The organism is Arthrobacter sp. MMS24-T111 (genome assembly GCF_054888995.1).
In genome coordinates this window covers 1172913-1190221 of sequence record NZ_JBTZRO010000001.1, presented here as the reverse complement: position 1 = coordinate 1190221, position 17309 = coordinate 1172913, and the positions used below count along the sequence as shown (strand labels likewise).

General features: G+C 63.8%; 16 protein-coding genes. 8 read left to right on the top strand and 8 right to left on the bottom strand.

The window, feature by feature from the left end; genetic code table 11:
- Positions 1-43 precede the first annotated feature (43 nt).
- From ACX5I6_RS05450 to ACX5I6_RS05415, 8 genes are all read left to right on the top strand, one after another.
- Complete coding sequence (locus ACX5I6_RS05450) at positions 44-1066, top strand: Abi family protein (protein ID WP_461839761.1); 1023 nt, start codon at positions 44-46, stop codon at positions 1064-1066.
- Positions 1067-2012: 946 nt separating this feature from the next.
- Positions 2013-3038 (top strand): biotin synthase BioB, encoded by a 1026-nt coding sequence (bioB, locus tag ACX5I6_RS05445; RefSeq protein WP_461839760.1) that lies wholly within the window; start codon positions 2013-2015, stop codon positions 3036-3038.
- 8 nt (positions 3039-3046) lie between these two features.
- Positions 3047-3301 carry a biotin synthase auxiliary protein BsaP gene (bsaP, locus tag ACX5I6_RS05440; protein WP_461839759.1) on the top strand — a complete coding sequence of 85 codons (255 nt, stop codon included), beginning with the start codon at positions 3047-3049 and terminating at the stop codon, positions 3299-3301.
- Positions 3298-4665, top strand: coding sequence for an adenosylmethionine--8-amino-7-oxononanoate transaminase (locus ACX5I6_RS05435; protein ID WP_461839758.1), 1368 nt, complete (start codon positions 3298-3300; stop codon positions 4663-4665). The genes bsaP and ACX5I6_RS05435 overlap by 4 nt, the downstream gene beginning before the upstream one ends.
- An 8-nt stretch (positions 4666-4673) precedes the next feature.
- The gene (locus tag ACX5I6_RS05430) at positions 4674-5831 is read left to right on the top strand and encodes an 8-amino-7-oxononanoate synthase (RefSeq protein ID WP_461841676.1); all 1158 of its coding nucleotides are present in this window, start codon (positions 4674-4676) and stop codon (positions 5829-5831) included.
- The gene (gene bioD, locus ACX5I6_RS05425) at positions 5828-6505 is read left to right on the top strand and encodes a dethiobiotin synthase (protein WP_461839757.1); all 678 of its coding nucleotides are present in this window, start codon (positions 5828-5830) and stop codon (positions 6503-6505) included. Before ACX5I6_RS05430 ends, bioD begins: the two co-directional genes overlap by 4 nt.
- A complete protein-coding gene (locus ACX5I6_RS05420; RefSeq protein ID WP_461839756.1) occupies positions 6502-7710 on the top strand; it encodes a cytochrome P450 in 1209 nt (402 codons plus the stop codon). Before bioD ends, ACX5I6_RS05420 begins: the two co-directional genes overlap by 4 nt.
- Positions 7711-8230: 520 nt before the next feature.
- Positions 8231-8467 (top strand): hypothetical protein, encoded by a 237-nt coding sequence (locus tag ACX5I6_RS05415; protein ID WP_461839755.1) that lies wholly within the window; start codon positions 8231-8233, stop codon positions 8465-8467.
- Between the two features lie 41 nt (positions 8468-8508).
- On the opposite strand, the gene ACX5I6_RS05410 is transcribed toward ACX5I6_RS05415, so the two are convergent.
- From ACX5I6_RS05410 to ACX5I6_RS05375, 8 genes are all read right to left on the bottom strand, one after another.
- A complete protein-coding gene (locus ACX5I6_RS05410) occupies positions 8509-9897 on the bottom strand; it encodes a class I adenylate-forming enzyme family protein (protein WP_461839754.1) in 1389 nt (462 codons plus the stop codon).
- Positions 9898-9900: 3 nt separating this feature from the next.
- The gene (locus ACX5I6_RS05405; RefSeq protein ID WP_461839753.1) at positions 9901-10758 is read right to left on the bottom strand and encodes a DMT family transporter; all 858 of its coding nucleotides are present in this window, start codon (positions 10756-10758) and stop codon (positions 9901-9903) included.
- A gap of 99 nt (positions 10759-10857) precedes the next feature.
- Positions 10858-11328, bottom strand: coding sequence for a MaoC family dehydratase (locus ACX5I6_RS05400; protein WP_461839752.1), 471 nt, complete (start codon positions 11326-11328; stop codon positions 10858-10860).
- A gap of 38 nt (positions 11329-11366) precedes the next feature.
- Positions 11367-12236, bottom strand: a complete 870-nt coding sequence (locus ACX5I6_RS05395) for an HpcH/HpaI aldolase/citrate lyase family protein (protein ID WP_461839751.1) — start codon at positions 12234-12236, stop codon at positions 11367-11369.
- Positions 12236-14011 (bottom strand): acetyl/propionyl/methylcrotonyl-CoA carboxylase subunit alpha, encoded by a 1776-nt coding sequence (locus ACX5I6_RS05390; protein ID WP_461839750.1) that lies wholly within the window; start codon positions 14009-14011, stop codon positions 12236-12238. Before ACX5I6_RS05390 ends, ACX5I6_RS05395 begins: the two co-directional genes overlap by 1 nt.
- Before the next feature lie 39 nt (positions 14012-14050).
- On the bottom strand, positions 14051-14872 hold the full coding sequence (locus tag ACX5I6_RS05385) for a fumarylacetoacetate hydrolase family protein (RefSeq protein WP_461839749.1): 822 nt from the start codon (positions 14870-14872) through the stop codon (positions 14051-14053).
- A complete protein-coding gene (locus ACX5I6_RS05380; RefSeq protein ID WP_461839748.1) occupies positions 14869-16494 on the bottom strand; it encodes a class I adenylate-forming enzyme family protein in 1626 nt (541 codons plus the stop codon). The genes ACX5I6_RS05385 and ACX5I6_RS05380 overlap by 4 nt, the downstream gene beginning before the upstream one ends.
- A gap of 34 nt (positions 16495-16528) precedes the next feature.
- Positions 16529-17143, bottom strand: coding sequence for a TetR/AcrR family transcriptional regulator (locus ACX5I6_RS05375; RefSeq protein ID WP_461839747.1), 615 nt, complete (start codon positions 17141-17143; stop codon positions 16529-16531).
- Between the last annotated feature and the right edge of the window lie 166 nt (positions 17144-17309).

Sequence of the window (17309 nt, the reverse complement as noted above, 5' to 3'; positions counted from 1 at the left end):
CGGCCCAAGGGGGCGATTTTCATTGTGCGACAAACGGTGAAGCGTGGAGTATACAAAGGAATTTAAAGAGCGCGACGAGCTGCTTCAACAACTCGAAGTCCGTGGCCTCACGATTCCTGACCGCGCCGAGGCGCTCAACTTCCTGACACGCGTCGGCTACTTCCGCTCCGGCGCGTACCGGTACGTCTTCCGGAGGCTGCTCCCCGCGGACGCAATCGATGCGCGCCTGCACCAGTACCGTTCAGATGACTACATACCGGGTGCGAGCATCGATCACGTCATGAAGCTGGAAGCATTCGACTTCAAGTTGGCCCGGATCTGCCAGGAAGGCTTGCTTGAATTCGAGGTGCGCTTAAGGGCTGCCATCGCCCACACGCTCGCCTCAAGGAACGTCGCAGCTCACGCATCGAAGGAATATCTGGATGCGCAAAGTTGCGATAAAGCTGTCGGCAACCACACAAAGTTTGACGCATGGACGAAGACCTGGCGGGAAGCTGTTTCTTCTGGCGCGGAGGACGAAGACTTCATCAAGCACCACCTTTTAAAGTACCCGGAACAAGATGTTCCCATCTGGGCTGTCACTGAAGTGTTGAGCTTCGGAAATCTACCGTTCCTCTACGACCTCATGCAGACCCCGGACGCGCGTTCGGTCGCCCGCATGTTTGGATTCGCCCACCCCAGCCGCTTCGGTGCCGTGCTGCGTATGATGGTGGACTTTCGGAACACGTGCGCCCACGGTTCGCGTCTTTTCAACCGCGCCTTTAAGAGGTCGCTCTCCCTTCGCGAACATGACACAGCCGGTGAGCTCCTAGCCCACTTACTCGACCCCGACTTCACTGTCACGCCTAAAGCACATCAAAGGCTCTATATCTACGCCGCCGTCCTGGCCTTCATGCTCCGATCTCACACGAGTGGCACGAACTGGCATCTGACCTTCAAGACGCAAATCAGAAAACTCGACATCAAGCTTCAAGCGCCGGACGGTTCCGAACTCATCTCACCAGATGTGAGTATGGGCTTTCCCGCCAGTTGGTTGGACTTGGACCTATGGAAGCCCCAGCCCTGAACTTGGCTCGCGGTGCTGGTGGCTCTCTCGCGAGTAGAGCTGGCATTCGGCTGCGTGATCAGCAAGCACGCGTTTGCCCGATTTGGGTAGGTTGACGGAATCTTTATTATCGGCGTTTAAAGCACGGGAGTAGAAGTGGATGCGGGAACTCCCGTGCTTGGAGGAACCGGAGTGTTTCCGCAGGTCAGCTGCGGCGACGGCAACTACCAGTACTGTGATTGGCTTCCTTCGATAAGGAACGTCGCCCACCCCTCAGGGGCGCTGTCGCTGGAATTCAGTCCATACAGTCGGGCCAAATTTGGTAGCCCCAGTCGGGAACGGGATTGTCGTCAGGGCCGTAGAGCCACCCTTCGGCGGCCATGCTCCCGGAGGGGTCAGCTTTGGCGAGCAGCCATTCAACGTGTTGTCCGGAACGCCCGGGCATTGCCAGGCCCTTCCTGGCGTAGATCCGTGTCCCCGGAACAGCAGATGGAGTCCACCAGCCGGTGACTGGGCAGTGGATTCCTGTCGAGGACCGAACCTCGGCGCGGTCGCATAGCAGTTTCCTCAAGTTCGATGTCGTTGCTATTCGCTTCATGATCAGGATCGCCTCCGGAATACAAGTGGCGTGCTGTACATCGCGAGAAACGGTTGCCATGATTCACGCTACCACGTACTAACGCTTGTTAGTTTAGAGTCCAGAATGATTTATGTCAAGAGAAAAATGAACGTACGACCGTTTGGTCGTCTGCTACCGTCCCGCAAGCCAGCGCTGGCGGTTTGCAAGATGGGTAGGCGCGCCCCTGGGCATTAGACGAATTCCCTCGACGCACGCCCTTGGGCCCCGTTGAGTAGTTACGGTCCCATCCAATGTATGGTCTGGCTGGTTGTGGATACCCGACAAAATCCCGACCCCAGCCGGAAACTAGCGTCAGCGTTGGAACACAACCAGCGCAAAGGACGATCAATGACGATTCAGGCAGATCCGGCAACCACCCGGTACGGGATTCTCGAAACCGCCCGCCAGCAGGTCCTGGAGGAAGGACGCGGGCTGACGCAGGAGCAACTGGTGGAGGTCCTGCGTCTTCCCGAAGAGGTACTTCCCGCGGCCCTGCAGCTGGCCCACGAGGTCCGGCTCCGGCACTGCGGCGAGGACGTCGAGGTGGAGGGCATCATCTCCATCAAGACCGGCGGCTGCCCGGAGGACTGCCACTTCTGCAGCCAGTCCGGACTCTTCGACTCCCCCGTCCGTGGCGTCTGGCTGGACATCCCGGAGCTGGTCAAGGCCGCCAAGGAAACGGCGGCCACCGGGGCCACGGAGTTCTGCATCGTCGCCGCCGTCCGCGGACCCGACATCAAGCTGATGAACCAGATCAAGTTCGCGATCGACCGCATCAACGAGGAGGTGGAGATCAACATCGCCTGCTCGCTGGGCATGCTCACCCAGCGCCAGGTCGACCAGCTCGCCGAGTGGGGCGTCCACCGCTACAACCACAACCTGGAAACCGCCCGCAGCTACTTCCCGGAAGTGGTCACGACCCACAGCTACGAGGAGCGCCTCGAGACCTGCGCCATGGTCAAGGCCGCCGGCATGGAACTGTGCTGCGGGGCCCTGATCGGGATGGGCGAATCCCTCGAGCAGCGGGCCGAACTCGCCGCCCAGCTCGCGGCCCTCGAACCCCACGAGGTCCCGCTCAACTTCCTCAACCCCCGGCCCGGGACACCGCTGGAAAACCAGGGGATCATGGACGGCAAAGACGCCCTGCGCGCGATCGCCGCGTTCCGCCTGGCCATGCCCCGGACCGTGCTGCGCTACGCCGGCGGGCGGGAGCTGACCCTCGGGGACCTCGGCACCAGGGAGGGCCTCCTCGGCGGCATCAACGCCGTCATCGTCGGCAACTACCTCACCACGTTGGGCCGTCCCGCCGACGCGGACCTGAGCCTGCTGGTCGAGCTGAACATGCCCATCAAGGAGTTCCAGAAGTCGCTGTGAGCTCCTCAATGAACTCTTCACTCCGGAAACCGAAGCTCGCCGGCGTCCCGGCGGACGCGGCCACCGGCACGTTTTGCGGGCGCTGCGGGACGCCCGACGACGGCGGTTCCGGGCCGGCGTCGGACCCTCACCTTCCCTGCCGAGAACAGCTGGTGCTGGAACCGCCGCGCTATTGCGCCGCCTGCCGGCGGCGGATGAAGGTCCAGGTCACCCCGGCGGGTTGGATCGCGGAATGCTCCCGCCATGGGGTCCTGGTTCGATGACACCGTCCCAGGGGAGCCTGATTCAGCGGGACCGCGCACGCCTGTGGCACCCCTATGCCCCCGCGTCCCCGGACCTTCCGTTGTGGGAGGTCGAGGCGGCCGACGGCGTGCGGCTGCGGCTCCGCGGCGACGACGGCACCGGCCATGACGTCGTTGATGCCATGTCCTCGTGGTGGTCGGCGATCCACGGCTACCGCCACCCCGTGCTGGATGCCGCCGCGGGGCGGCAACTTGCTGACTTCAGCCATGTGATGTTCGGCGGCCTCACCCATGCCCCGGCGGTGGAACTGGCCGAGCGGCTGGTGGACATGGCCCCCTCTGCGCCCGGGCGGCCGGATCTGGCGCGGGTGTTCCTTGCGGATTCGGGTTCGGTATCCGTGGAGGTGGCACTGAAGCTGGCGGTGCAGTTCCAGACCGCGTCCGGCCACCCTGGGCGCCAGCGGTTCCTGAGCTTCCGCGGCGGATACCATGGGGACACTTTTGCGGCGATGGGGGTCTGCGATCCCGTGGACGGCATGCACTCGGTCTTCCCCGGCCTGCTGGCCGGCAACGTGTTTGCTCCCCGTCCCCCGGCCGCTGCGTCGGCAACCCCGGAGTCCGTTCAGGCGTGGGCCTCGGAACTCCAGGACACCGCGGCCGCGCATGCCGGGGAGCTGGCCGCGATCATCGTCGAACCGCTGCTTCAGGGCGCCGGCGGCATGCACGCCTACCCGGCGGAGTGCCTCACGGTCTTGCGGCAGGTGGCGGACCGGTACGGGCTGCTGCTGATTTTCGATGAGATCGCCACCGGTTTTGGCCGCACGGGCGAGCTGTTTGCCGCCGGCCATGCCGGAGTGGTCCCGGACATCATGTGCGTGGGCAAGGCCCTGACCGGCGGGTACCTGACCCTCGCCGCCATGCTCTGCACGGACGAGATTGCGTCAACGGTATCCGGAGGCCACGCCGGGGCGCTGCTGCACGGCCCCACCTTTATGGGCAACCCGCTGGCGTGCGCGGTGGCCAACGCCAGCCTGCGCATCATCGGCGACGGCGGCTGGCGGGCCGACGTCGCTCGGATCGGCGCCGGCCTGGAGACGGGGCTGGCCCCCGCGCGGGACCTCGAGGCCGTGGCAGATGTCCGCGCCCTCGGCGCCGTCGGGGTCATCGAACTCCACGACGTCGTCGATGTCCCGGCCGTCACCCGGGCCGCCATCCGGCACGGGGTCTGGGTCCGGCCGTTCCGGAACCTCGTCTACACCATACCGCCGTACATCAGCACCGCGGCGGATGTTGAACAGATCACGGCAGGTATGACGGCGGCCGTCGCCGAAGTCCATGAACGCACCCCCGCAGGGGCCTCGGCGCGGTCAGGAGACGCGGTATGAGCGCCTCGATGACCCAATGGCTCCAGCGGCAGGCTGAGGCCAGGGACCGGCGGGGCCTGGTCCGCCGGCCGCTGCCCCGGGCTGCGGATGATCGCTTCATCGACCTGGCCAGCAATGACTATCTCGGCCTGGCCTCGGATCCCCGGCTTGCGGAAGCCGCCGCGGACGCCGCTTCGCTGTGGGGCACGGGCGCCACGTCCTCGCGGCTGGTCGCCGGGACCACCCAGCTGCACCTGAACCTGGAGCAGGAACTGGCCCGCCTGGCCGGCATGGAGGCCGCCTTGGTGTTCTCCTCCGGCTATCTGGCGAACATGGGCGTGATCACCGCCCTCGGCGGGCCCGGGACCCTGATCGTGGCGGATGAACACTGCCACGCCTCGATGATCGACGGATTCCGGCTGAGCCGTTCCCGGACGGAATCGTTCACCCACAACGACCTGGAGGAGGCCGGCCGGCAGCTCGCGGCCAGGTCGGAGCCGCGGGCGCTCATCGCCGTCGAATCCGTCTACAGCGTGCACGGCGACGAGGCGCCGCTCGAGGGGCTGCTCGCCTTGGCAGAGCGGCACGACGCCGTGCTGCTCGTTGATGAGGCGCACAGCCTGGGGGTCACCGGCACCGGCGAGTTTCAGGGACACGGCTCGGTGGCCGGGACGGCCCTTGCCGGACACCCGAACGTGGTTCTGACGGCAACCCTGTCCAAGGCCCTGGGCGGCCAGGGTGGGGCAGTCCTCGGCTCGTCCCTGCTGCGCGAACACCTCATCAACCGGGCCCGAAGCTTCATCTTCGACACCGGACTGGCACCGGCATCGGCGGCTGCGGCCCTCGCCGGGGTGCGGATCATCCGGGACGAACCCTGGCGGGCCGGAGCCGTCCGGACCAACGCCGCGGCACTTGCCGCCGGGCTGGGCCCGGTCCTTACGGGCCGCGGGGCCACGATCGAGCCGACGGCGGGGGCCGTTCAATCCATCGCCATGCCGTCGGCTCAGCGTGCGGCGGCGGCAGCAGCGGCCGCACGCCAGTCCGGGGTGCGGATCGGCTGCTTCCGTCCGCCGTCCGTCCCCGACGGGATTTCCCGGCTTCGGCTCACCGCATGCGCCACGCTGACACCCGAGGACATCGACGAGAGCTGCGCAGTGCTGCGCGGCATTTTGGAGGAACTTTCATGAACCTGCCCGGAATCATCCTGGTCACCGGAACGGACACCGGAGTGGGCAAGACGATCACGACGGCGGCCCTCGCCGCCGCCCTCCAGGGACAGGGGCGCAGCGTCGCGGTTTACAAGCCCTGCCAGTCGGGCGCCGCCGTCGGCGATTCCGACACGGCAGAAATCATTCGGCTCGCCGGCGCCGTGACGGCCGAGGCCGGCGTCGTGTTGCAGGAGCCGCTGGCGCCCGTCGCGGCGGCCGCCGTCGACGGAACACCGCTGCCCCGGCTGGCCGTGCATGCCGCACGGATCCGCGAGCTCGCCGGCTCCCACGATCATGTTCTGGTGGAGGGGGCGGGCGGCCTGCTGGTGGAGCTGGACGCCGACGGCGGCACTGTCGCCGACCTCGGATCCGTCTTGGCGGCCGCCTTCGTGCTCGTCGCCCGGCCGGCCCTCGGCACGTTGAACCACACCGCCCTGACCCTGGAAGCCCTGGCAGCCCGGGAGCTCCACGTCCTGGGCATCGTTCTCGGCAGCTGGCCCGGCACCCCCGACTATCTGCATCACAGCAACCGGCAAGTCCTCGGAACACTGCCGGTGCCCTTTCTCGGCGCCCTCCCCGAACAGGCCTCCGCAATGAGCCCGGCACGTTTCCGTGCAGAAGCAGCCGCCTGGCTGAACGGAGTACCCGCATGAACCCGGCACCGGCAACCAGCTCCGCAGAGCCGCTGGTGGAAAGCCAGGAACAGACAAAAAACCGTGCACAGGCCCGGTGCCCGTACCTGGTGGTACGTGACCCGGACACCGTCCGCGACGTCCTGCATCGGCCCGGCGATTTCAGCCCCGCCAACGCACTGGTCGCGGTGACGCCCCTTGCAGGCCCTGCCCTGCGGGTGCTGCAGCGCGTCCGCTTCGCCCTGCCACCTGTGCTGGCCAGCAACGACACCCCGACACACGCCGGGATCCGCAAGGTCGTGGCAGGCTATTTCACCCCGGCCACGGTCGCCGCCATGGAGCCACGCATCCGCGAACTCGCCCGGGAAGCGGCGACGAACGCGGCGCAACAGCTCGACCGCACCGGCCACGCAAACCTCGTGCAGGAGGTGGCGGCGTTCACCCCGGCCGTCATCATGCTCGAACTCCTCGGGCTGCCCGTCCGGGACCTGGTGAAACTCAAGCGCTGGGGCCTTGACTCCATGGAACTGTTCTGGGGCTGGCCCGACGCAACTCGGCAACTCGAACTCGCCTACAGCGCCGCGGACTTCTACGTCTGGCTGCGCCAGCTCGTCACCGAATCCATCACCGCACCCGGACGCAACCTGTTCAAATCACTGGCAGAACACGGACTGTCCACCCCCGAGATCTGTTCGCTCGGCTACTTCCTCCTGATTGCCGGACAGGAAACAACCACCCAGCTGATCAGCACTGCACTCTTCCGGCTCCTCGAAGGCTCCGCGCCGGCAACCTGGACCGACGCGGCCACCGAGCCAGGGGCCCGCACCACAATCAGGCACGTGCTCACCACCGAATCATCCGTCCCCACCTGGCGCCGCGTGGCGCCGGTGTCCACCCGCCTGTCCGGCGAGCTGATCCCGGCCGGCACTGAAATCCTCCTCGAACTGACCGGCAACCACATCACCCAAGCAACCGAACCGGACGGGTGGCCCCCAAAGACACAAACCGCACCCCCCAGGCCGACAAACGCCTACGGCCTGGTCTTTGGATCGGGCATCCACCGCTGCCTCGGCGCCAAACTGGCAGAACTCGAAGCCGCCATCATTGTCCAGGAAACCGCTGCCGCACTGCCCGAAATCCAATCATGGGACCGTGAGCCTGAGTGGATCCGGTTCCTGTCCTTCCAGGCACCCAGGACAGTCACCATAACCAATAGCCAAGGTTGACCGCGCGGAAGGTGCGTAGAGACTGCATTCCTCCGCCGTTCTCCTAATTAGTCGATAGTCAGCCACTTTCTATCGTCAAATTTTGAGACGAAGTCGCATTCCGATCTTTTCGCGCCGGGGCGCCGTCGAGTGAGGACGCGAGCAGCGTGCGTGTACTCGTGCCGGGGTGGTGGAGACCGCGTCAGTGAGACCGTTCTCCACCACCTCGCCTTGGCGTATCGGCTGTGCCGCCCTCACTGCGCTGACACTTTTCTTCGTTCCAGAGACCAGTCCAGCCATAACGCCATGTGCCCGACGCCGGAAAACCATCGGATGTAGACACCACGGTCTGACGTTCCGTCCCCCTTTCGTCCCGTGCGGGGGTTGCGGCAGCCGCGGTCTCGGGTTCTTACTGGTTGCATAGGACAGGCTCTCCCGCGCACGTACAGTACTGCGGGAGAGCCTTCAAACGACGAAATTCGGAGGTTTGACGATGTTCGCTCGAGTCAGCACGTATCGGCCTGCTCCAGGCACGACGGGTGTGCCATCAGACGAAACCGTTCAAAAGGTTCTAAGCCTGCCCGGGTGCAAGGGCATCTACTACTTGGCCGGCGACGAGGGGAAATCGCTGTCAATCACACTCTGGGACGCCAAAGACTCGCTCCTGGCCAGTCAGGAGCCTGCCAACGCCATCCGCTCCGCTACAAGTACCGAACAGAACTTGGCCATTGTCGGCGTTGAAGAGTTTGAGGTGCTGACGGAGCAATTGAAGGACTGAACGACAAACCTGACAGAACAAGTGGCGGATGCGGCGGCCGCCTAGGCGAGAGCCTGAACCAGGCCGTCGCATTCCCTGATCCACTGGAGGAAAATCTGGCGGCTGATCTTCCCTCTGTCAGTCAAAGGGAGCTCCTTCAACACGAAGTATTGGAACGGCCGTTTCTTCCTGGGCAGCAGTCCCTCCAGACCTGCGGCCAGTCCTGCGGCGGTAAGCCCGCCGCAGGACGGAAGAATTCCGGCGACAATGCGCTGGCCCCGCATGTCATCGGGAACTCCGACAACCAACGCTGCGCCGACACCGGGGACAGAGTTCAGGGCCAGCTCGACCTCATGCGGATAGACATTGCTGCCCGCGGTGACGATCGTCTCCGACCCCCTGCCCAGGATGTGCAGCCGGCCGTCCGCAAGGAACCCGCGGTCCGCGACGGTGACCCAGGCACCACGACACTGGACAATGCCTGTGTCACCACCCCACAGGTATCCATCGCCGACCATGGAGCTGCGGACAAAGATGTTGCCGGCTTCACCGTCGGGAACCGCTGCCCCGTTGTCATCCAATATGCGCACTTTAACCCCGGGCAGTGGGATGCCGATGGCGGTACTCTCCCAGGCTGCGGGCGCCCCGGGGTCCAGCCGCGTGGCCGTGACGAAGCTCAGTTCTGATGCGCCGTAGTACTCAAAAATCGTCGCGTTGGGAGCCCACCGTCGCGCGGATTCCAGGGTGCGCAGGTCCAGCTTGGAACCCGCGCAGATGATGGTTCGGATCCCGGACGCGTCGACGGAACTCATCATCCCCTGCTCGCTCAATACCCGGAGCATACTGGGCATGACGACAAGGCGGGTGATTCCGTCGTGAGCTATGGACGCGTGGCCGGCCCCGACCTCAGATTCCTCCAGAGCGTGAAACGGCGCGCCGGCAAAAAGGCATTCAGCAAGGGCATAGAGATTCAGGCTTGCGGCGAAGGGGCCCGGGGCCAATGTCCTGTCATCCTGGGTCAGGTTGAAGAATTCGATCGAAGCATGAAAGGAGCGTTGCCAGGACTTCCTTGAACGGCGAAACGCTTTCGGGACCGATGTGGTTCCGGCGGTCAGTCCGACAAGGAATGACTCTGTCGCTGCTCCGTCGATGAGTTCAGTGCCGGCTTCCTGTTCGGGGCTTCCGAGCCGGGCCGCGATTTCTTCACGGAGCTGTTCAGGCCATGCCGGATCGAGGACTGCGCATTGACGCCCGCCCGCGACTGCGGCGGCAAAGGACACTATGAAGTCCAGCGTGTTGGTTCCATCGAGAACTGTGGTCCTGGGAGCGGCGACCCGGGCGGCGGCCTGGTTTTCCAGTTCTGACCACGACAGGCCACGGCCGCCGACGACAACTGCCGTGTCGTCCGGCCGTTCCCGGGCCCAACGTCTCAGCCGGTTGAGGAACGGCATCTTCTACTCCGGTTTCTCTTTGGAAGGCCGGCTGCCTGCGATGAGGCTGAGGATCACCACAGCACCGCCGCGGAGCTCATTCCACGTGACCCTCTCTTGGAGGACGAAAACACCCAGCGCCACACCGACCAGTGGCATCACATAGGTCGTGCTGGACGCTGCGACGGCTCCAACCCGTGCGATGAGTCCAAAGCTCCAGATATAGGCAAATCCGGTGCTCAGGACTCCAAGGGTGAGCATGCTCAGCACGACAGGCATTCCGAGATGAACATCCTGGGTGGCCAAGGCCGGGCCGAGCATGCCCATGATCGCCGCGGCCAGCAGCATCTGTACCGTCGCGACGGCGGCGGGTTCCTCGCCGAGGGCTGAAACAAACCTTCGGGTGTAAGCGAAGACGGCTCCCAGGCTGAGTGCCGCGCCGAGACGCGCCAGCTGACTCCACATATCGGGCCAGCTTTCCGTCTGGAAGCGCCACGGCGACAGGACCAGCAACACCCCGGCTCCCCCGGCCAGTAATGCGATCAACTGTCGCAGTCTCACTGTCTCCTGGCGGAGCACGAAGAGGGTTGCGGCAGCAGTGATCAGCGGGGTGGCGGCGTTGAAAATACTGGACAGGCCGCTGGGGATCTTCCCTACGGCCGATGCATAGAGCAGGAAGGGCACAACACAGCGAAAACAGGCCAGGACTCCGGCGTGGGCCCGAAGCTTGGGATTCAGCGGAAGCCCGCGCCGCGTAAGCAGCTGAACGAGGAGCAGCGACGCTGCGCCCAACACCACCCGGCCAAGGACGATCTGGCCGGGTGATAACCCTGTCGACGCGACCTTCATGAAGAGGAAGCTGGAGCCCCAGACGACCGCCATTCCCAGGAATCGAAAAAGATCTCCCGGTGAATGGCGGACGTCCCCTGAGGCCATGATGCTTTGCCGTGGACTACATGGTCCTTGGCTTTAGCGGCGTTATCAGCTGACGGCGATTTGGGCTTCTTCACGGCGCTTCATGAGGGCTGTGCGGCGGACCACGCAGACCATTTCGCCGCGCTGGTTGTAGCCGCGGTGTTCGATGCCAATGATTCCGGTCTCGGGCCGCGACTTGGAGATGCGCTTGTCGAGTGCCTCTGTCTCCACCCGAAGGGTGTCTCCGATGAACACCGGCTTGGGGAACTCGATCTCACGGAAGCCAAGATTCCCGAGGGTAGTCCCGAGTGTCGTTTCCTGGACGGGGATGCCGGTGACCAGACCCAGCGTGAAAATGCTGTTGACGATTTGCCGCCCGTACATGCTCTGGGACGCGAACTCGGCGTCCAGATGCAGGGGCTGTACGTTCATCGTCAGGGTAGTGATGAGAAGGTTGTCGGCTTCGGTTACCGTGCGGGTCACCTCGTGGCGAATCACTTCACCGACCGTAAAATCTTCGTAGTACATTCCGGCCATGATGTCTCCTTGGTGTGTGTGGGTAGTGCGGACGGGTCTTAGCCGTTGGCTGCCAACGCCAGGGCCTGGCGGGCATGGTTGGCGTGGGCGAGATCGATGTGGTCGCCCCGGTAGGACACTGCGCCGTGTCCTTCGCGCTGACCTTGCTCGAATGCCTCGACCAAGCCTTCGTAGTAGTCGCGGAGCTTTTCCGAAAGTCCGTATTCCTCATTGGCTACAGGCGCATGGCTAGGGTGGATCAGAACCTGGCCCGTGTAACCCAGCCCGTTGTTGTCCTGCGCGAAGGTACGCAGCCCGTCAAGGTTCCTGACTTCCTGCCAGAGACCAAGAACAATGCTCCGGAGCCCGGCGGCCCTGGCGGCCAGCACAACCTTGCTGCGAAGGTAGAGGGTTTCCGTGCCTGCAGCGGTCCAACTGAAGCCAACCTCGCGTGAAACGTCGGCATCCTTGGCTGCGGCAGCCATGACGCCGCCGACGCGTGGTCCGGCCAGAATTTCGTCGACCTTATTGATGGATGCCGCCGTTTCCAGTGACGGAATCAGTTCGATCGTGCCCCGGGGGATGCCGTGGGCGAGCTCAGCTGCTGAAACCAGGGCATCAAAGCGTACGACGTCATCGCGGGAGAACAGTTTCGGCAGCAGGAAACCGGTGAGGTTCGCGTGGGAAACTTCCGCGACGTCGGCACCGAAGTGCGTGGTGTCCAGAGCGTTTGGACGGACCAGAATGCCCTTGGCGCCGTCGTGCTTTTCCAATGCGTCGCTGGCGTTGATGCGTGCCAGTGCCTTCTCGGCGTCGGGGACGGAATCTTCGAGATCGATGATGATGGCGTCGGCGTCGGAGGCCAGCGCCTTATCGATCCACTCTCGTTTGTGGCCCGGTACGAACAGCAGGGAGCGGAAGGGCTTCACTAGTTCACCTCAGCAAGGACGAGCTGGGTCAGCAGTGTACCGGCGGCCAGGGAATCGCCGACGGCGGCGTGAATGGGACCGACGGTGCCGGCAGCAGGGGCGTGGATCGGGTTTTCCATCTTCATCGCTTCCAGGACGAACAGCAGGTCGCCCGTTTCAACACTCTGGCCTTCATCGACATTGACCTTGACGATCGTTCCCTGCATGGGAGCCTTGACACTGCCGTCGGAGGCCTTGCCCTTGTGGCGTGTCCGGCCTGGTCCGCGCTGTCGTTGTCCTGCCCCTGCGTTGTCCGAGGGCGCAGCCGGTGCGGCTGCGGCTGCCTGGAAGAACCCATTCTGACCGGGACGGTAGTCCGGGAATTGGGGGATCACATAAAAGCGTCCGACGACCTCGACTTCGTTGCGGGCCAAAGGTTCATCCTCGGGCTCGTCGGAGAAGTCAACGCTTTCTTCGAGCCAGCGGGTGGAAAACTGGCCGCTGCGGAAGTCTTCATGCCGGATAACAGTCAGCGCGGCGGGAACAGTAGTCGGCACGCCCCGCACGATCAGTCGCTGCAGTCCGTCTTCCAGACGGGCGAGGGCCGTTTCCCTGTCGGGGCCGTAAGCAATCAGCTTGCCGATAAGGCTGTCGTAGTACGGGAGTACCTCGTCACCGCTCTCGTAGCCTGCATCAAAGCGCAGGCCCTCACCTTCCGGTCCTGCCAGCTCTTCCAGGAGCCCCGGTGCGGGGAGGAACCGGCCGCCGGCTACGTCTTCTGCGTTGATGCGTGCCTCGATGGCGGCTCCCTGCGGCACCAGCCGGTCACGAAGGCTGAGTTCATTGCCGGCCGCAACCCTGATCTGTTCGGCAATCAGGTCAACACCATGCACCATTTCGGTCACCGGGTGTTCGACCTGGATGCGGGTGTTCATTTCCAGGAAGTAGAACTTGTCGCCTTCGACGAGGAATTCAACCGTCCCGGCACCGGCGTAGCCAACATGCTCTGCCAGGCGGACGGCCGAAGCGCCCATAGCTGCCCTCAGCTCTTCAGAGAGTCCGGGGGCAGGGGATTCCTCCAGCAGCTTCTGGTGGCGGCGCTGAACCGAGCAGTCGCGGTCCCCGACGTAAACAGTGTTGCCGAGCTTGTCAGCGAAGACCTGGACTTCCACGTGCCGGGCGCTGGTGAGGTAGCGCTCGAGGTACACCTCGCCGTTTCCAAAGGCAGCCGTGGCCTCCCGGACGGCCGCAGCGACGGCGTCTTCTGCCTGGCTCTCAGACTCGACGAGCCGCATTCCGCGGCCGCCGCCGCCCGCTGACGCTTTGACCAGGATCGGGTAGCCGTGCTCGGTGCCAAAGGCCACGACGTCTGCTGCTCCACTGATGGCGCCGTTGGAGCCGGGAGCCAAAGGAACTTCTGCTGCCACGGCAACAGCGCGCGCAGCGACCTTTTCGCCCATGGTGGAGATGGCTTCGGGGCTCGGCCCGATGAAGACCAGACCGGCGTCACTCACGGCGCGGGCGAACGAGGCGTTCTCGGACAGGAATCCGTAGCCTGGATGAATGGCCTGGGCTCCCGTGGCTTTGGCCGCGGCGAGAATCTTATCGACGTTGAGGTAGTTCTCGCTTGCCGCGCCGGGACCGAGGTCTACGGCTTCATCCGCGAGGCGGACGTGGTAGGAGCCGGAGTCGGCTTCGGAGTGAACCGCAACGGAGGCAATGCCCAGAGAGCGGCAACTGCGGATGACGCGGACCGCGATTTCTCCGCGGTTTGCGATCAGGATCTTGGTGAACATGGATGTCCCTTGTCTTGTGCGTTGGAGAGTGTGAGCCGTCTAGAAGACGACGCAACGGTTTGAGGTTGCGCCCAGGGTGCTGATGCTGGTCTCCAGCAGCGACCCTGCGGCGAGGAATTCCTTGGGCTCGCGGCCGTCACCAACTCCGCCGGGGGTGCCGGTGAGAATGACGTCGCCGGGCCGGAGGGTGGTGATGGCCGAGATGTACCGGATCAGCTCTACTGGACCGAAAACGAGTTCCGAGGTGCGGGAATGCTGTTTGGTGGTTCCGTTGACGGCGCAGGTGATTTCGAGGTCCGGTTCCGGACCTGTTTCATCAACCGTGACCAGGAAGGGTCCAAGGGGTGTGGTCCTGTCGAAGGTCTTACCCTGCAGCCACTCTGGTGTGCGTCGCTGGAAATCACGGGCCGAGACATCGTTCGACACCGAGAATCCCGCGATGGCGGTTCGTGCGGCTGTCTCGTCTGCGCGGCTGACGGTGGTGCCGACCACGACGGCCAGTTCACCTTCCCAGTCGACCCGGTCCGACCCGGGAGGGAGCACGATGTCATCGTTGGCGCCGACGAGAGAGTCGGAGAACTTGGCGAACAGCGTTGGGTACTCCGGCAGTTCGCGTCCCATCTCCAGGATGTGGTCCCGGTAATTCAGGCCGACGCAGATGATCTTTCCGGGAGAAGGCAGCAACGGAGCAAAATCAGCGTCTGCCGCAGGCACCGGCTCTCCCGCCATGTGCTCACGCCAGTTGGGGGATTCTGCGTTCAGCCAGGCTCCGACATCGGACAAGTCCAGCGGTTGCAGCAGATCGCCGTCCAATACGGCCGCGTGCGTTTTTCCGTTTGTCCTGATCGTTGCGACCCTCATGCTTCCCACCCCAGATTGACCTTAAGCTGACTTTTCACGAGCTTTCCCGCCGACGACCGCGGAAGTTCGTGCGGTTGAACGAACACCATCTTCTTGGGGATCTTGTAGCCGGCCAGGTGTTGCCGAAGGAAGCCGGACAATTCCATGGCGTCGGCTGACCGCCCCGTTCGCAGGACCACAACAGCACGGACTTCCTCATCCCACTTCGGATCCGGAACCCCCATGACCACTGCCTCAAGAACGGCCGGGTGAAGGTGCAGAACCTGTTCTATTTCGGCGCAGTACACATTCTCGCCGCCGGTTTTGATCATTTCCTTGAGGCGGTCGCGGAAGTAGAAGTAGCCACGCTCGTCCTGGACTGCCAGGTCACCCGTGTGCAGCCATCCCCCGCGCATCGCCTCGGCCGTGGCCTCGGGTCGGCCGAAGTATCCCGTCATGAGACCGGGACCGCGTACGCAAATCTCTCCGAGTTCGCCGGCGGGCACGGGGTGGCCGTATTCATCCTGGAGCTGCGCTTCAGCGAGCAGGTACTCGGTGCCGATGGATCCGTCGACACGCGGATCCAGCATGTCGACAGGTTTCAGCCGTGTGACCATGGGACCGGCCTCAGTAAGTCCATAGCGGAAGTACAGTTCTGCCCCCGGCAGCATCTCGGCAAACAATTGCTTGTCTGGCATGCGGAGAAGTCCTGCTCCGGTGTGAACCGCTTTGAGGTTCCTGCGTACGTCCGGTTCAGCCAGGACTCCCCCGTCCATGAGGCGGCGCATCATGTTGGGGATCATGAAAGTATTCGTAATCGATTCCCGGCCCACGAGATCCACCACGGCTTCATCGCTGAATTTTTGGGCGATGACGCTCGTTGCACCGGCGATGAAATGGGGAACCAGCCAGCAGAGAAGGGCAGCGGAGTGAAAGAGCGGGGTGACGATCAGGCCGCGCTCGTTTTCGCGACTGCCAACACCGCAGTCGTACATCTCGTTGAGTGCATTGGCCAGTGAAGACCGGTGTGAGAGCACCACACCCTTCGGCGTTCCGGTGCTTCCGCCGGTGTAGACGATACACAGCGGCGATTCAGGTTCTGCCACGTCCTCCAAGGGGCCAGTTCCGGTTCGCAGTGCGTCGATTTCGATGCCCTGCCGGACGACCCGCGGAAGCGACTCGGTCTTTTCCACCAGGATCGCCAGCGCTTCATTGAGCAGGGGCAGGTGGGTTTCTTCGACGATGATGACTTTGGCTTGTGTTTCGAGGATTCCGGCGGCAAGTTCTGCTGGCGCCCAGCGCCAGTTGTACGCGATATAGACACCTCCGCTGGCGGCCGTGGCCAGGAAAGATTCTGCGTTGAATACTGTGTTCCCGGCGAGGACTCCGACTCCGTCGCCGGCTTCGATGCCGGCGCTGCGCAGTCCCCTGCCCAGCTGCCAGGCTCTCTCTGCCGCTTCGCCGAAAGTGACCCGGCCGTCAACACCGACGAAGGCCTCTCTCGCTGGGTTCCGCCGGCTATTTAGGCGAATCCAGTCTCCGATCGTACGCATCGTTGCCTTTCTGGAAGGGAAATAAACCCGCTGTCCCGGGCCGACCTCTCTGCCAGCCCATCTAATACGAACAAGCGTACGTCCGAGCATGGGTAAGCGCAATGCAGGATCGGAGAAATCGGCTTTAAGCCTTGCGGTCCACCCTCTGGTCCGCGTCGACGACGTTCAGTTCGCGGAGTGCCAGCTTCGTGTAGGTCGCCACGATCTCGGCAAGGCTAAGGCGACCGCCCGGCTTGTACCAGCCTGCAATGTGCGTGGCCTGGGCGACGAAGCTGTACATGTGGATCTTGGAATCGATGACGCTCGCCAGGTCCGCAGTGCCAGTGGCCTCGATGAGCTCCTGCAGTAGGGACTCATACTCATGCCGCTTTGCCTCCACGACCTGGCGGGCGGACTCAGAAAGCGATCGAAGTTCGGCGTTGCCAATAAAGACTTCCTGCGCACGCTCGGCATGGAAACGGATATGCGCAGCCAGAACCGCCTGCAGCTGATCGACAGCATCACCGCCCGAAGCCAGCGCGGACCGGGCATCGGCGAGGAGGTCATCGATGATCCCGCCCATGATCTGCAGGAGAAGGTGCTCCTTGCTATCGATGTGGTTGTAGAGGCTTCCGACCTTCAACCCTGCGGCCGAGGCCACCTGGCGCAATGTCGTGGCGTCGTAGCCGCGGTCAAAGAATAGTTTTGCGGCCTCGGCGCGAATGACTGCCGCGCTGTTCCGTTCACTGGTCACAGTCATTGGATTGCTGTCCCTTTCCTAACTTCTGACTTCATGTTATCCACTCCACCCTTCACGGATGCTGTTCCATCCGGCCAAAACGTTGACTTTCGCGGGCCGGCATCCAACACTTATATGAACGTACGTACGATCGTAATGATCCCACACGAGGTGACCTTTTGTCCGA

Excerpts from the sequence above, each read along its gene's own strand:
- ACX5I6_RS05375 (WP_461839747.1), bottom strand. The coding sequence starts at position 17,143 with ATGACTGTGACCAGTGAACGGAACAGCGCGGCAGTCATTCGCGCCGAG.
- ACX5I6_RS05390 (WP_461839750.1), bottom strand. The coding sequence starts at position 14,011 with ATGTTCACCAAGATCCTGATCGCAAACCGCGGAGAAATCGCGGTCCGC.
- ACX5I6_RS05420 (WP_461839756.1), top strand. The coding sequence starts at position 6,502 with ATGAACCCGGCACCGGCAACCAGCTCCGCAGAGCCGCTGGTGGAAAGC.
- ACX5I6_RS05380 (WP_461839748.1), bottom strand. The coding sequence starts at position 16,494 with ATGCTCGGACGTACGCTTGTTCGTATTAGATGGGCTGGCAGAGAGGTC.
- ACX5I6_RS05385 (WP_461839749.1), bottom strand. The coding sequence starts at position 14,872 with ATGAGGGTCGCAACGATCAGGACAAACGGAAAAACGCACGCGGCCGTA.
- ACX5I6_RS05430 (WP_461841676.1), top strand. The coding sequence starts at position 4,674 with ATGACCCAATGGCTCCAGCGGCAGGCTGAGGCCAGGGACCGGCGGGGC.
- ACX5I6_RS05405 (WP_461839753.1), bottom strand. The coding sequence starts at position 10,758 with ATGGCGGTCGTCTGGGGCTCCAGCTTCCTCTTCATGAAGGTCGCGTCG.
- ACX5I6_RS05435 (WP_461839758.1), top strand. The coding sequence starts at position 3,298 with ATGACACCGTCCCAGGGGAGCCTGATTCAGCGGGACCGCGCACGCCTG.
- bsaP (WP_461839759.1), top strand. The coding sequence starts at position 3,047 with ATGAACTCTTCACTCCGGAAACCGAAGCTCGCCGGCGTCCCGGCGGAC.
- bioD (WP_461839757.1), top strand. The coding sequence starts at position 5,828 with ATGAACCTGCCCGGAATCATCCTGGTCACCGGAACGGACACCGGAGTG.
- bioB (WP_461839760.1), top strand. The coding sequence starts at position 2,013 with ATGACGATTCAGGCAGATCCGGCAACCACCCGGTACGGGATTCTCGAA.
- ACX5I6_RS05400 (WP_461839752.1), bottom strand. The coding sequence starts at position 11,328 with ATGGCCGGAATGTACTACGAAGATTTTACGGTCGGTGAAGTGATTCGC.
- ACX5I6_RS05410 (WP_461839754.1), bottom strand. The coding sequence starts at position 9,897 with ATGCCGTTCCTCAACCGGCTGAGACGTTGGGCCCGGGAACGGCCGGAC.